Here is a 14,310-nt window from a genome sequence, read left to right as displayed (position 1 = left end):
TCAGCGGCCCGGCAGCCGGGTCTTGATTTCCTGGAGGACCCAGCCGTTGCCGTCCGGGTCGCTGAAGGACGCGAACGAGCCGTAGTCCCGGTGTCCGGGAGCCGGGCCGTCCAGGCGTCCCTCGGTCCCGGCGTGATGGAAGACGCCCGTGGTGTCGTGGAATGTCTCGCTGACCTCGACCCCGCGCGAAACGAGGTCGGCCCGGGCGGCGTCGATGTCGTAGACCGCCAGGTGCAGGCCCTGGGCCGAGCCCGGCGGCGCCGAGGTGACGCCCTCACCGAAGATGATCGAGCAGCCGGAACCTGGAGGCGTCAGCTGCATCAGTCGGTAGCCGTCCTCGACGGCGACTTCGGCGTCCAGCCGCCAGCCCAAGGACTCGTAGAAGCGCTTGGCCCGGTCGACGTCGGAGACTGGCACGACGATGACCTCGAGCCTGAACTCTCCGGGCTTCACCGGCGGGCTGGCGATAGCGCTCTTGCTGTTCGTACCGACACTATTCATCTCGGCCTCCCCTAAGTCGGGCGCGCCAGAACAGGGCGACACCAGACTCATGGACCCTGGAACGCTGCCGAACGACGGTCAACATGCCGACGCTGCGGTCCGCGCTGCGGGGTCGCCGCAAGCTCTTCCTGGTCGCCCCCCGGCCGGTCTGCGGGCCGGGGACGCTGCCCTCGGAAGCCCACATTTGTCCGCTCCAAGGCGAAAGTCAAGGGTAAATTACCGTCCGCTACAGGCACCCTTGCTGGCCTCCCGGCGTCGGCGTAGGCTCGCCCGCAGGAGCGGCGGTGCCACGGCGCGGGCAACTGGGCGCCGTCGGGTCCGGCTACCTCGGGTGCGGGTGTTTACTGGGAAGGTGAGTTCCCTACCGTCGGCGCGTACGCAGAGGCTCGTGCTTTGGATCGCGATTCTCGCGTCCTTCGTGTCTTTTCTCGACAGCAGCGTCATCAACGTCGCACTGCCTGCCATTTCCCGGGAACTGGGCGGCGGACTCACTACGCAGCAATGGGTTGTCGATGCCTACCTGATCACCCTGGGTTCCCTGATCCTGGTCGCCGGCTCGCTTTCCGATTTGCTCGGACGCGTTGTGGTTCTCCGGGCCGGGCTGATCGGGTTCGGCGCGACGTCAGTGATGTGTGCGCTGGCACCCACAGCCGAGGTGCTGGTCGTGGCCAGGGCGCTTCAAGGCGTCGCGGGCGCGTTGCTGGTGCCCAGTTCCCTGGCCCTGATCACGTCCAACTTCGACGAGGCGCCGCGGGCGAAGGCGATCGGCCAGTGGACAGCTGGTACCACCGTGGCTTTCATCGCCGGCCCCCTGCTCGGCGGAGTGCTCGTCGATTCTGTGGGCTGGCGTTGGGTCTTCGGAATCAACGTCCTGCCCATTGTTGTGACCTTGTACCTTTTAGGCGTGCTGCGGGCCAAGGACGTTCGCGAGGAGGGGGTGAGCATCGACTACCCGGGCGCTGTGCTCTGTGTGCTCGGTTTGGCCGGTCCGGTCTACGCGTTGATCGAACAAGGCAACTATGGCTGGGGGAGCCCGCTCATCATGATGCCCTTCGTCCTCGGCATCCTGTGCCTCGCCGGGTTCCTTTGGCGGGAAAAGACCGCGCGGCAGCCGCTCCTGCCGCTCAGCCTCTTCTCCGTCCGGAACTTTGCCGTCGGCAATGTGGCTACGGCCTTCGTCTACGCCGCGCTGTCGATCGGGGGATTCATCATTGTGCTTTTCCTGCAGCAGGTTGCCGGCTACCCGGCGACGTTGGCCGCTCTTGCTTTGCTCCCAGTCAGCATCGTCAACATCCTCCTCGCGTCATGGTTTGGTTCCCTGGCCGGACGGTTCGGCCCGCGGTGGTTCATGGCAGGCGGACCTGCGCTGGCCGGAGTCGGCTACCTCCTGATGCTTGAGTCTGAAATTCCGATCAACTATTGGACCCAACTGATGCCGGGGATCCTCCTGTTCGCGCTCGGGCTCTCGGCGACCGTCGCACCGCTCACCGCCGCCATTCTCGGGTCCGTTTCGGAACAGCAGGCCGGCATCGGCTCGGCAGTGAATAACGCCGTCAGCAGGGTTGCCGGTCTGATCGGCATCGCGCTGGTGGGCCTGGTGGTGGGCGGCAAACTGGAGCTCGAAGGTTTTCACCGCGTGGTGGCCGTGACGGCGGTGCTGCTCATTCTCGGCGGCATTGTTTCCGCCGTCGGTATCCAGAACCCGATCAAGCGGCCGGCGGTCCGGACTCGACAGAAAGCCCCATCGCAAGGCACCCGGAGCTACCGGATTTTCAGATCTGGCCGATAGAGGCACGGAGTTGCCCGGACGCGGGGCGGTGTCTGCGCGGTGCCCAGTTGGTATCGCTCTCTGGCAGTGGTCTGTCAGTCGTCGTTGCCCGAGTGCTTATCGTCGCCCGGTTCGGGTTCGCCGTGGCCGCCGTGATCGTCACCGGGTTCATTGGTGCGGGAGGGTGCACGGGCCGGCACCGGTACCGGTACGGGAGCGGGGGAAACGGCGGTCCGGCCGCCGGTGGCGGGTCTGGGTGCGGTCGAATTTTCGTTGCCCCGGTCGTCACTGGCGGAAGGGCTCAGCGATGATGCCGGTCGGCGGTCCTCCACGGTCGAAGTGGTCGGCGTCGACGCGGGGGAAGGGGACGTGGCAGTGGTGGAATCCTGCGGCAGAAGGACGGTGTTCGCGGGGGTCGTCCCGGCCGGTGCACCGCTGAGGGTCTGAACATTCACCGCGAGGGCCGCGGATCCGGTGAGGAGGACACCGGCTGCTGTGAGGACGAGGGCTGTTTTTGTATTCATGTCTCAACCCTAGGAATTCAACGGCAAGGACAGACCCTCAGGAAATCCAAGAACCGTCCAAGTTTGCGCGCGCGATCGGCTAATTTGTGCGGATTGCGACACGAATCGCGTCGGGCAGGAACATAATCAGGTATGCAAATCCTGGTAGTGGAGGACGACGAATCAGTGGCCGCCGGAGTCCTTGAAGGGCTGAGCCGGGCCGGCTTCGGGGCAAGCCATGTCGGGACGGGCGGCCGGGCACTGGACGTGGTCCGTGAGCAGTGTCCGGATTTTGTCCTCCTGGATCTGGGGCTGCCGGATATGGACGGAACCGATGTGTGCCGAGCCATTCGCGCGCTGACCGCCACCCCGATCATCGTTGTCAGTGCACGGGATGAAGAGATCGACCGGGTGCTGGCGTTGGAACTGGGCGCGACGACTATTTGGTCAAGCCCTTCGGGATGCGGGAACTCATCGCACGGATCCGGGCAGTGGCCCGCCGCTCCGAAGAGCGGCTCCCGGACGGCCGTCCAGAGGCGGACATTAGCGGGAACATCGGCGGCCTGAGCATTGACCAGCGGTCGCGTCGCGTGGCCCTCGACGGGAGGGAGGTCTATCTGACGGCAAAAGAGTTTGAGCTCCTGTACTTCCTTGCCGCAGACCCGGGTGCCGTGTTCGAGCGTCGCGAGATCCTCCGCGCAGTGTGGGACGGCGACTGGTACGGCACCACGAAAACCGTGGATGCCCACATAGCCGGGAACCGCAAGAAGCTCGGTGATCCACGCTGGATCGAGGCCGTCCGGGGCGTCGGGTTCAGGCTGGGAGTGCCTGGATGAGATGGAGGCTGATCGGTGCGTTCATGTTCATCACGTTGCTCGTGGTCCTGGTGCAGGACATTCCGCTGGGGAACTATCTGGTCCGCGTTGAACGTGAGCGCCTCACCACCTCCCTCGAACGCGACGCGTTTCTGCTGGCCGGCCGGTCCGGCGACGCGTTGAGAGCTGGTGGCCCGCTACCCGCGGAAGTAGCCGCCGACGTGCGTCGATACGGGGAGGCGGGCGGCGCTCGTGTAGTGATAGTCGACGCCGGCGGGACGGCCTTGGCCACTTCGGATGACGATCAGGCAGCCACCGGATCAACGTACAGTTCACGCCCGGAAATTGCCGCCGCATTGACCGGGCAGATCAACGCCGGCCAGCGGTATTCCCAGACGTTGGGCCTTGATCTGCTCTACGTCGCAGTCCCTGTCCTCAGCGGTGAGAAGATCTCCGGCGTCGTCCGGCTGACGTACCCTGCCTCGGTGGTGACCGAGCAGGTAAACGGCCAGCTGCGAACCATCTGGACCGTCGCCGGTACCACGGTATTGCTCGCCGGCATCCTGGCGTACGTCATGGCGGGCGCGGTAACCAGAAGACTTTTGCCGAGCAGATCATCGACAATTTGATCGACAACGCGCTTGCCGTGGCTCCGCCGGGCTCCCAGATCCAGCTCGTGGTGTCCCACGGTGAACAACCAGGCATCATCGAACTGCACATCCTGGATGAGGGACCGGGACTTTCCCTGGAAGATTGCCACCGGGCCTTTAGCCGCTTCTGGCGGGGCACGCAGAGCGGGGAGGGCAGCGGCCTCGGCCTGTCCATCGTGCACCAGCTGGCCCGGGCGAGCGGCGCCGAGGCCTCACTGACGCCCAGAACCTTAGGGACTGCCACGGGAGCCACCGGTCTGGACGCCTGCGTGAAGTTCAGATCAGCCTAAGGCCGGCAGGAGGTAGCTCGTTGGGCCCCTTTGACCCTTGTCGGGGACGGTGCACAGCCATAACGTGACCCTTGCACGCCGTCGCAGCGGAACACCTCGCCCTGGCGGAGGAAGACGCTCGCTGACGACGCCGCGCGGCTCGCGGTGGCCGATGCCGCGGCCCGTGGGCGTGATGTTCACCAAACTGGTGCCCAAATCCTCTAGCGCCGTCCCCGGATGCGCCGGTTACGGTAGGTCCATGCATTTTGCCGAGGCTGAGGCGCTGATCAAAGCCCGAGGCTCTACCGTCTGGGACATCATCACCGATGCCAGGAACTACACGGTTTGGGAATCCGGCATCACGCACGTTACAGGCGAGCTGCGCAACGGTGGCACCATCAAAATCCGGACCCGCGTCCGTGGGAGCCGTGTCTTCCGGCTCCGTGTCCAGCAGATGCCAGGCGAGGTGATGACCTGGACCGGAGGCCTGCCCCTGGGCCTATTCACCGGCGTGTGCACATTCACGCTCGAACCACAGAGCGGCATGACGCACCTGCGCGGGAAAGAGGAGTTTACGGGCCCGTTGCGCGGCCTGTTCGCGAAGGCCATGGCGGACGCGCGGCAGCCTCTCATAGATTACGTCAACGCCGTCCGGAAACGTTCCGAAATCCTTGGCTAACACGCTCTATGGGCTGATGGGCTGATGGGCGACGTCAGAAGCGGCGCCCGGTCTCCGAGTGATCGGGACGGATACCGTCCGGGACGCCCCGAGGCCGGCTCCACACTTGGACGCAGAGCCGGCTCGTCAGGAAGTCGGCAAGAGGCGTGTGCCGGAGGCCCGCGTTCGCAAGGCGGGCCGCATCCCAGCCCTAAACTAAACGATGATAAGCAAGCTTGCAATAGCAATCATCTGACGCTGCCGCCAGCCGACCTCGACTCGAGGGCCTGCGTTGCCCTCCGTTTAACGTCCGCGATGGACGGCGGTGTTCTTTTGATGCTCTTTCACCCGCATTGGGTGAAGACCGCCCCCACTTGAAGCGTTAGCTTGGAGAACATCTGATCAACCAGCCTCTATCGCTTGTGAGACCTCATTAGAGGCTCCCGCCGCCTTGCGGACGGCGCGCGGAAGGAGAAGGGATGCTCAACTGTTACAACGGGCGCACCGAACCCGTTTTCTCAGCACCTCCGTTTGCTGAGGGCCGTCTTTCGGGCGGAATCGTCACAGACGCGCTGGGTTGCCGGGAATGAGCGGGCCTGCCGCGGCGGCGCCCAGTTTCGATCCGGCCGTTGTCATTCGTTCCAGGGCGTACATCGCTGCGCTCGTGCTGGCAGCGGTCTTGGGCGTTCCCATCTCGGCCATTGCCTACGGCTTTCTCGCTTTGGTCTCGGCCGTCCAGCAGTTCGTCTTCAACGGGCTTCCGAATCAAGTCCTCGGGGGTCCTGCTCCTGCGTGGTGGCCGGTTCCGTGGTTGGTGCTGTGTGGGTTGTTGACGGCGTTGACCATTCGGTATCTGCCGGGAACCGGGGGCCACTCACCCGCTTTCGGATTTAAGACGGGCGGCGGCCCGCCGAACGGGCGGGAGCTCGTGGGTATCATTCTCGCGGCGCTGACCACTCTCAGCCTGGGTGCGGTGCTCGGGCCCGAGGGGCCGCTTATCGCGATCGGTGGCGGCCTCGGAGCGCTGGCGGTGCACCTGGTGAAGAAGGACGCTCCGCCGATGGCCCTGACGATCATGGCGTCGGCAGGCAGCTTCGCAGCGATCAGTACCTTGCTCGGGTCTCCGGTGCTCGGTGCATTCCTGATCATGGAGGCCGCCGGGATCGGGGGAATGACGCTGAGTCTGATGGCCCTGCCCGGACTACTCGCTTCCGGCGTCGGGGCGCTTGTGTTCGTCGGCTTGGACGGCTGGACCGGGTTGGGCAGCTTCTCGCTGGCGCTGCCCGTGGTGCCGCCTGCGGTGCCGCCGACGTTGGCGACGTTGGGCTGGGCGGTGGTCATGGGCGCGGTCGGCGCGCTGTTGGGATGGTTGGTCCGCTGGGTTGCGTTGTCGCTTCGTCCTCTCGTGCATCTGAACCGGGTGTTGGTGACCTCTGCGCTCGGCTTGCTGATTGGTCTTACCGCGATGACGTATCAGTTGATCTCTGGGCACAGCTTCACGCAGGTGTTGTTCTCGGGGCAGGACGCACTTCCGGAGCTGGTCGAAGGCGCCGCGGACTACTCGCTTCCTGTGCTGGTCCTGCTGATCGCTTGCAAGACCTTGGCCTACGGGCTCTCGCTGAGCGCATTCCGTGGTGGTCCGGTGTTCCCGTCGATGTTCATCGGTGCGGCGCTCGGTATTGCTGCGAGCGGGTTGCCCGGAATGAATCTCGCGGCAGGGATCGGCATGGGCATGGGAGCCATGTGCGCAGCTATGCTGCGGCTGCCGTTGACGTCGACCCTGCTGGCCACGCTGCTGCTGGGGGTGGACGGTGTGGCCGTGACACCCCAGGTGGTGGTGGCTGTGGCGGTGGCCTTCGTGATCACCAATGTGCTCCCGGCCCCTGGCCCGGGGGAGCCCGTGGGTCCTGACGATAGCGGTGGCGTCCAACATCGGGCTCCCTCGAGGGCCGACCCTGAAGCTGAGAGCAAGAGCGCTGGCCGTTCGAGCGTACGCGGCCGGTGGACCGCCTGGTTGTTCATCATTGGCTCGAGTCTGTTCGCCTTGGGGGCGGTGCCGTCATACGCCGAGGCCGTGGGATTGCGCTTGTGTGCAGTCACATTCTTCGTCGGTTCGCTGTTCTTCACGTGTGCGGCGTTCCTGCAGTACCGCGAAGCCGTTGACGCGCTCCCGGCCGCGGGTGCCACGCGGCGCCACTCGTTTTGGGTGTGGGCGCCGCGGAATCTCGTTTGGCTTGCTGGCGCGATTCAACTTGCCGGAACGCTGTGGTTCAACTGGAGTACGGGAAACGCAGTGCGGGAAAATCTCGGTGCGGCGCTGACCGATCAGCGGGTGTGGCGACCCGACGCTCTGGGTTCAGTCGCCTTCCTCGTGTCAAGCTGTGTGGCGTTGCGGGAAGCCGGTCTGGGCGCCATTGCCGGCCGACCCAGGCCTCGGACGTGGACGATCGCCGTGATCAACGTGGCCGGTTCTGTTGCGTTCGGCATCTCGGCCGTCGCGGCCTTTGTCATACCGTCGAGCGGCAATGTCTGGAATGCCGAGCTGTCCAATCTCGGCACACTCGTGGGAGCCCTGTGCTTCCTCGCCGGCGCGATTCTGATGCTGAGCCCAGAATCCACCGACGCCTCGGTTCCTTTGGTCCGGGGCACTCATCCGTAGCCCCTTTTCAACAGTCTCTGAAGGAGAAGTGATGTCAATAGATTCCCAGCAGACGGATGCCGACGTGGCGCTGTTCGGCAACCGATTTGTCACCCAGGAGGTGCCGAGCCGGGTGTTCCCGGAGACCGGCATTCCTGCTCAGGACGCTTTGCGGCTGGTGTCGGAGGACCTGGCGTTGGAGGGTGATCCGGCCCGGAATCTGGCGACCTTCGTGACGACATGGATGGAGCCGGAGGCCCAGCAGATCATCGCCGCGAACCTGCACCGCAATTTCATCGACCACGCCGAATATCCCCGCACGGCCGAGATCGAACAGCGCTGCATTCGGATGCTCGCCGACCTCTTCCACGCACCCGGCGAGACGACGGGAGCCCGAACCCAGGGATCGTCCGAGGCAATCATGCTCGGCGGTCTGTCCCTGAAGTGGAACTGGCGCAAGCGTCGCGAGGCCGCCGGCGCGTCGACGTCGAGCCCGAACCTGGTGTTCGGCGGCGACGTGCACGTGGTGTGGGAGAAGTTCTGCCGCTACTTTGACGTCGAACCGCGGATCGTGCCACTGCAGCCGGGGAAGTACACGATCGGCCCGGACGACGTGCAGGCCCATGTCGATGAGAACACCATCGGTGTCGCAGCCGTGCTGGGGACGACGTTCACCGGGCACAAAGACGACATCGTCGGCATCAACGACCTGCTGCTACGGATCAAGCGTGAGCGAGGCCTTGATGTGCCGATACACGTGGACGGGGCCAGCGGGGGGTTCGTCTGGCCCTTCCTCTACCCGGACTCCGAGTGGGACTTCCGGCTCGAGCAGGTCCGCTCGATCAATGTTTCCGGGCACAAGTTTGGACTGGTCTATCCCGGCATTGGCTGGCTGATCTTCCGGGAGAAGGCCGACCTGGCCAAGGACCTCGTCTTCGAGGAGAACTACCTCGGCAAGACGGACTCGACCTTTACCCTGAACTTCTCCACCGGCTCGGCGATGGTTCTCGCCCAGTACTACAACTTCGTGCGCTATGGTCGCGCCGGTTACACCTACATCATGCAGAACATGCAGACTAACGCCCGCGTCCTCGCCGAGAAGTTGGAGGCCATGGGCAGGTTCGAGATCATCGGCCCCGACGAGGAGCAACTTCCCCTGGTCGCGTTCCGGCTCGCCGCCGACACCGGGTACGACGAGTTCGACATTGCCTGGCAACTCTCGGCCGAGCGCGGCTGGATGGTGCCGGCATACACCCTGCCGCCGAACGCCCAAGACGTGACGATCATGCGGGCCCTGGTCAAGGAAACGATGAGCCGCGAGCACGTCGACACGCTCGCCCGAGACATCGAAGAGGCGTGCTCCACGCTGGCTAAGAAGGGCGGCGCGCACGAATCCGAACGAAAGAAGATCGTTACCGGACCCGGCCATTGATCCAGTGCAACGGTGACACACCGGCCCGACTCATCCGACCGGGCTGACGCGGGAACCGGATCACATCTACAGTGCTCCGGCGGTGGATCCGGGTGAGGTCGGCAGTGACCTCGACCGGGTCGCGCTGGGCGAGGTTCCGCAGCATGTGGGGCTCGCACTTCCGGCTAAGGCTGGGCGGGATCTCAGCAGCGCCCCCCGCCGCCAGGGATCCCTCCGCGCGGACAGTCAGGGATTGAATCATCACCGGGAAGTCTCCGCAATCGTCATCCCGCTCCGCGAAGGTTTAGACGGGCAGGTGGAAACCGCCGTTTGAATGTAGGAGCTGGCCGTTGATCCAGCCGCCGCGCTCGGAGAGCAGGAACGACACGAGGTTCGCCGCGTCTCGTTGTGTACCAAGCCGACCAAGCGCGGTCTCGCTGCTCAGTGCCTCCCCGAGTTCCGGGCTGATCCAGCCGGTGTCGATCGGGCCCGGGTTGATCAAGTTCGCGGTGATCCCACGGTGCCCAAGTTCGCCGGCGGCCGCGATCACAATTCGATCAAGTGCGCCCTTGCTGGCTCCGTAGGGAAGGTTGTGGGTTGTGTGGTCGCTCGTCAGCGCCACGATTCGCCCGAGCCCAGGCGCTGACGAGTACTGCTGCGCGAACGCTTTGATTAATAGCCAGTTGGCGCGGGTGTTGATGGCGAAATGACGGTCAAAACTCTCAATGGACGTGTCATGGATGCTGCTGTCTATGGACTGGGCGTGGCTGGCGACTAGTGCCCGGACGGGCCCTAACTGGTCTGTGACCGCCTGCATCAATGTCTCGGGAGCCAACGGGTCTGCCAGATCGGTGTCGGAGGCTAAGGTCTTAGCCCCAAGTTCGTGCAACTCGAGGGTGAATTCATCCACGAATCCGCGTTCCGGGCTGTGATTCGCGAAGGCGATGTCCCACCCGTCCGTGGCAAGTTGGCGGGCGATTTCCGTACCGATGGAGATCTGCCGGCCGACGCCAGTAATCAAGACAATGGGACGTTGCTGGGTCATTCGTTGATCCTATGACATCTCGCCTCGTGGCCTGGCAACGCCGGAATGAGCATCGCAATGGGCGACCGTCAACGGCCCAGTCGGGGGTCTTGGGCAACTTCCGCACACAGGTCTTCGGCGGTGGCGGCGTTGTCTGTTCGACGGCGGAAATAGCGGTAGACGCGGTCATGCCCAGCCGCGTGCGCGGCCAAGGAGTTTGGACCCGGAGCCAGGGGGGCGGATCGACTGATCATTGACTCACATCGTGAGTTCATGTTCATATTGTAGGAGTGTGACTTGGCTTACCGACCAACATGGATCCAATGGAGGATTACTCATGGAAGATTGGCAAATACTTAGCATCACGGCGGCGGTGATCATCGGCATCGTCGTCATGATCCTGCGGCTTCGCATTAACCCGGCGCTGGCGCTGGTGATCGGGGCAATGGTCTTAGGACTCCTGACGGGTCTGGGAACGGTATAGACCACGAAGACAGTGATGACCGGCTTCGGCGACATCATGGCCAAGGTGGGATTGCTCATAGCCTGGGGCGTGCTGATGGGGGCCATCCTGAATGAAATGGGAGCCATTTCGAAGCTGGTGGACAAGCTGCTGCACGTCTTCGGACCCAAGGGTGTGCCGTACGCGCTGGGCCTGACCATCGGCACGCTGCTGCAGTCGATTTTCCTTGACGTGCTCCTGGTGATGAGCGCTCCGCTGGCGCGCAGAATAGCCCCGAAGCTGGGCAAGTTCGGCACCGCGAAAATGGCCACGGCCATGGCCATCAGCCTGGAGTGCGGGATCGTCCTCATGGTCCCGGGCGTTGCCGCCGTCGCCCTTGCCGGTCTGCTCCGGGTCCCGCTGGGCGAGATGCTCATCTTCGGCCTCCTGGTCATCATTCCCACGATCCTCGTATCGATTTTCATCATGAATTTCTTCATCCAGCGCGGGCTGTGGAAGACAGAGACGGACGAGGAGCAGGCCGTAGCGGAATCCCCGGAATTGGAGGATGTCGACGGGATGGTTGTCCACACCGTCTCGCACGAACACGGACACGAGCACGGGGAACCTTCACACGGGAAGACCTCCCAGCATGCAGTTGTTCAGGGCGGCGGAGCCGAACGCACAGCGACGTCGAGCCGGGTGGGTCTACTGCCCCATGACGTGCGCGAACCCGGAACCGGGGCCTCCAAGGAGCCGGGACTCCTGCTCATGTTCGCTCCCATGCTCGTGTCCCTGGTGCTGATCGCGTCGGGAGCGTTCATGAAAATGGCGGGCTTCACCCCGGATGCCGCGGTCTTCCTCTCAACGCCGGTGGTTGCCCTGTTGATCGGCCTGCTCGGAACCAGCATCGTTGCGCGAATGACAATCGGCACAAAACGGGTCGAGGCCGCCGTCGTGAACGGGTTCAAGGAATCCGGGCAGATCCTGATCCTGACCGGCGCAGGCGGCTCGCTCGCTGCCATGGTGGCGACCAGCGGCATGGGCGAAATTCTGGGCAAGTACTTCTCGGCCTCGACGGTGGCCCCGCTGCTCGTGGTCTGGGGCATCGCGGCGGTACTGCACATCGCCGTCGGATCCGTCTCAATTTCGGCGATCACCGCTGCAGGGCTGCTCGCCCCGATCGCGCCGGCGCTGGGCATCAACCCGGTGCTGCTGGCCCTGGCGGCCGGCGCGGGATCACTGTTCGTCGTCCACGTTACGTCGAATACCTTCTGGCTGCTGCAGTCCATGCTCGGTCAAACCACCCGTGGAACACTCAAAAGCTGCACCCTCGGGGTTTCCGTTGCATCCGTCGTGGCTCTGGGCTTCATCCTGGTCCTGAGCATCTTCATCTAGGAAAGAACTAATGCTAATGACGATTGAAAACACGGTGGCGCCGCTTCAAGGGGTTCGCGTCCTGGAACTGGGAAATTACATCGCCGCCCCCACTGCCGGCCGCCTGCTTGCCGACTTTGGCGCGGAAGTCATCAAGGTAGAGCGGCCCCGCACGGGCGACGAGCTCAGAAACTGGAGGCTGTACGCGGGGGACACCTCGATGCTTTACAGAACCATTAATCGCAATAAGAAATCCGTCGTGATCGATCTGCGGACCGAGGAAGGGCGGGAACTTGTCCTGGAACTGGCCGCGGCCTCTGACATCGTGCTGGAAAATTTCCGGCCCGGCACGCTGGAAAGGTGGGGTCTTGGCCCGGACGCGTTGAATGAAGCCAATCCGGAGCTGATACTCACCCGGATTTCCGCCTTCGGCCAGACCGGCCCGATGGCGGCCCGGCCCGGCTTCGCCGCCGTCGCCGAGGCTTTCGGAGGCTTCCGCGAACTGGTGGGCGATCCCGACCGTCCTCCGGTCCGGGTGGGGGTTTCCATTGGTGACACCATTGCCGGCCTGTACGCGGCTTTCGGTTCCGTCATGTCGCTCTTCGAACGCGAAGTCAAACGCGGCAAGACCCCGATTCCCCTTGGGCAACGGATGATCGACGTCGCCCTCAACGAAGCGATGCTGTCGGTCACCGAGTCCTTGATTCCCGACCACACCGCCTTCGGCATCAACCGACAACGGACAGGCGGGCGCATGGAAGGCATTGCCCCGTCGAATGCCTATCTCTGCCTCGACGGAAGCATCGTCGTCGCCGGGAACGGTGACGCCATCTTCAAACGCTACATGGAGGTCATCCGACGCCCCGACCTCGGCAACGACCCGGGACTGCAGACCAACGCCGACCGGTGGGAACGTCGAGATGAACTGGACCACGCGATCGGGGACTGGGCCAAAAACCTGACCACCGCCCAGGCATTGGCCATCCTCGACGCGGCGGGGGTGCCCGCCGGACCGATCTACACAGCAGCCGACATCGTCTCGGACAGCCAATACGCCGCCAGGAACATGATCCAAAGGTTCGATGTGTCCACGGGGGACGAGACTCTCACCAACGTGGCGTTTCCCGGAATCATCCCGGTCATCGGGGGCAAATCCCTGCCGATCAGGAACCTCGGGCCGGACCTCGGCGCCGACACCAAAGACATTCTCGAACGCGTGCTCGGCAAAACGCCGGACGAGGCCGATTCGCTGATTGCAAAAATGGAGATGGAAACAGTATGAACACCAGCGCATCCGAATATCAGCTGCGTGACGTCACCCTCCGGGACGGACTGCAGCTCACCGGCGGCATGCTCTCCACCGAACAGAAGGTGGAGACCGTCCGGGAACTGCTGCGCCTCGGCGTCCCTGCCATCGAGCTCGGCTCCATGGCCCGCCCGGAGCTCGTTCCCCCCATGGCCAACACCCTGGAAGTGGTCCAATCCCTCACTCCCGACGAACTGGAGAAGTGCTGGATCTGGGTGGCCACACCGGGGCACGTGGCCAGGGCCGCAGCCGCCGGGGCGCGGAACTTCCAGTACTGCCTCTCGGCGTCGGACTCGCACAACAAAGCGAACATCGGCCGCACCACGGATCAAAGCCTGGCCGCACTGCCGCAGGCAGTGGAATACACTAAGGCGGTCAACGGGCAGATCCAACTGTGCATCGCCACCTCGTTCACCTGCCCCTTCGAAGGAACCGTCCCGGAGGAGCGGGTGCTGTCCATCGCCAACGACCCGCGCGCCGAAGGCACCACCGACATCGTCCTCTGCGACACCCTCGGCCAGGCCATCCCCGCACAGGTTTCCAGTCTGATCCGGCGTGTCCGCGAGGAGTCCCCGGCACGGCGCATCGTCTACCACGGCCACGACACCTGGGGGCTGGGCGTCGCAAACACCCTTGCCGCCCTTGAGGCCGGAGCAACCATGGTCGACGGCGCGCTGGGTGGTCTCGGCGGCTGTCCCTTCGCCCCGGGCGCCAGCGGAAACACCTCCACCGAAGACATCCTGTTCGCCACCCGTCCGGGCTGGCTGACGACCGATAGGTTCGCAGGACTCGTAGGTCTTTCCGAGAAGCTGCTTGCAGAACTCGGCGAACCCAACCGGTCAAAGTCCGCCCAGGGCGCACGGTCCAAGGCGCCGGCCTTCGAATGGGTCATCCCGTCAAACATCCCGGGTTCGGACAGCCTCAGCTGTGCTACGGGGGGCAACTGAC

General features: G+C 64.3%; 15 protein-coding genes. 12 read left to right on the top strand and 3 right to left on the bottom strand.

The genetic code is table 11. The features are described 5' to 3' along the window. Positions 1-501, bottom strand: a complete 501-nt coding sequence (locus M2428_RS18415) for a VOC family protein (protein ID WP_277527404.1) — start codon at positions 499-501, stop codon at positions 1-3. A gap of 388 nt (positions 502-889) precedes the next feature. Here M2428_RS18415 and M2428_RS18410 point away from each other — a divergent pair, with 388 nt between their 5' ends. After that, positions 890-2,290 carry an MFS transporter gene (locus M2428_RS18410; RefSeq protein WP_277527403.1) on the top strand — a complete coding sequence of 467 codons (1,401 nt, stop codon included), beginning with the start codon at positions 890-892 and terminating at the stop codon, positions 2,288-2,290. 74 nt (positions 2,291-2,364) lie between these two features. Here the strand turns inward: M2428_RS18410 and M2428_RS18405 are convergent, their stop codons facing one another. Continuing rightward, the gene (locus M2428_RS18405) at positions 2,365-2,793 is read right to left on the bottom strand and encodes a hypothetical protein (RefSeq protein WP_277527402.1); all 429 of its coding nucleotides are present in this window, start codon (positions 2,791-2,793) and stop codon (positions 2,365-2,367) included. Positions 2,794-2,925: 132 nt separating this feature from the next. Here M2428_RS18405 and M2428_RS18400 point away from each other — a divergent pair, with 132 nt between their 5' ends. The 7 genes from M2428_RS18400 (at position 2,926) to M2428_RS18370 (ending at position 9,234) form a co-directional block, all read left to right on the top strand. After that, positions 2,926-3,339 carry a response regulator gene (locus tag M2428_RS18400; RefSeq protein ID WP_277527401.1) on the top strand — a complete coding sequence of 138 codons (414 nt, stop codon included), beginning with the start codon at positions 2,926-2,928 and terminating at the stop codon, positions 3,337-3,339. Continuing rightward, positions 3,234-3,608, top strand: a complete 375-nt coding sequence (locus M2428_RS18395) for a response regulator transcription factor (protein WP_277527400.1) — start codon at positions 3,234-3,236, stop codon at positions 3,606-3,608. The genes M2428_RS18400 and M2428_RS18395 overlap by 106 nt, the downstream gene beginning before the upstream one ends. Beyond that, positions 3,605-4,216: a hypothetical protein gene (locus M2428_RS18390; protein WP_277527399.1), complete on the top strand. Its 612-nt coding sequence runs from the start codon at positions 3,605-3,607 to the stop codon at positions 4,214-4,216. The genes M2428_RS18395 and M2428_RS18390 overlap by 4 nt, the downstream gene beginning before the upstream one ends. Then, a complete protein-coding gene (locus M2428_RS18385) occupies positions 4,213-4,527 on the top strand; it encodes an ATP-binding protein (RefSeq protein ID WP_277527398.1) in 315 nt (104 codons plus the stop codon). The genes M2428_RS18390 and M2428_RS18385 overlap by 4 nt, the downstream gene beginning before the upstream one ends. A 238-nt stretch (positions 4,528-4,765) precedes the next feature. Further along, entirely contained in the window at positions 4,766-5,185 is a 420-nt protein-coding gene (locus tag M2428_RS18380; RefSeq protein ID WP_277527397.1) for an SRPBCC family protein, read from the top strand. Between the two features lie 565 nt (positions 5,186-5,750). Continuing rightward, positions 5,751-7,823, top strand: a complete 2,073-nt coding sequence (locus M2428_RS18375) for a chloride channel protein (RefSeq protein WP_277527396.1) — start codon at positions 5,751-5,753, stop codon at positions 7,821-7,823. A 31-nt stretch (positions 7,824-7,854) separates the two neighbouring features. Beyond that, positions 7,855-9,234, top strand: coding sequence for a glutamate decarboxylase (locus tag M2428_RS18370; RefSeq protein ID WP_277527395.1), 1,380 nt, complete (start codon positions 7,855-7,857; stop codon positions 9,232-9,234). Between the two features lie 283 nt (positions 9,235-9,517). Here M2428_RS18370 and M2428_RS18365 read toward each other — a convergent pair whose 3' ends face one another. Continuing rightward, complete coding sequence (locus M2428_RS18365; RefSeq protein WP_277527394.1) at positions 9,518-10,258, bottom strand: SDR family oxidoreductase; 741 nt, start codon at positions 10,256-10,258, stop codon at positions 9,518-9,520. Between the two features lie 316 nt (positions 10,259-10,574). Here M2428_RS18365 and M2428_RS18360 point away from each other — a divergent pair, with 316 nt between their 5' ends. From M2428_RS18360 to M2428_RS18345, 4 genes are read left to right on the top strand one after another with little or no spacing between them, the layout of a single operon-like run. Beyond that, the gene (locus M2428_RS18360) at positions 10,575-10,721 is read left to right on the top strand and encodes a hypothetical protein (protein ID WP_277527393.1); all 147 of its coding nucleotides are present in this window, start codon (positions 10,575-10,577) and stop codon (positions 10,719-10,721) included. Positions 10,722-10,736: 15 nt separating this feature from the next. After that, positions 10,737-12,077 (top strand): SLC13 family permease, encoded by a 1,341-nt coding sequence (locus M2428_RS18355; RefSeq protein ID WP_277527392.1) that lies wholly within the window; start codon positions 10,737-10,739, stop codon positions 12,075-12,077. Between the two features lie 16 nt (positions 12,078-12,093). Beyond that, a complete protein-coding gene (locus M2428_RS18350) occupies positions 12,094-13,338 on the top strand; it encodes a CoA transferase (RefSeq protein ID WP_277527391.1) in 1,245 nt (414 codons plus the stop codon). After that, positions 13,335-14,309 carry a hydroxymethylglutaryl-CoA lyase gene (locus M2428_RS18345; protein ID WP_277527390.1) on the top strand — a complete coding sequence of 325 codons (975 nt, stop codon included), beginning with the start codon at positions 13,335-13,337 and terminating at the stop codon, positions 14,307-14,309. Before M2428_RS18350 ends, M2428_RS18345 begins: the two co-directional genes overlap by 4 nt. Position 14,310: the final 1 nt, after the last annotated feature.

The organism is Arthrobacter sp. ES3-54, from assembly GCF_029504395.1.
Lineage (GTDB): Bacteria > Actinomycetota > Actinomycetes > Actinomycetales > Micrococcaceae > Arthrobacter.
The sequence above is the reverse complement of the archived record's forward strand: the minus strand, read 5'-3'. Positions and strand labels throughout refer to the sequence as shown.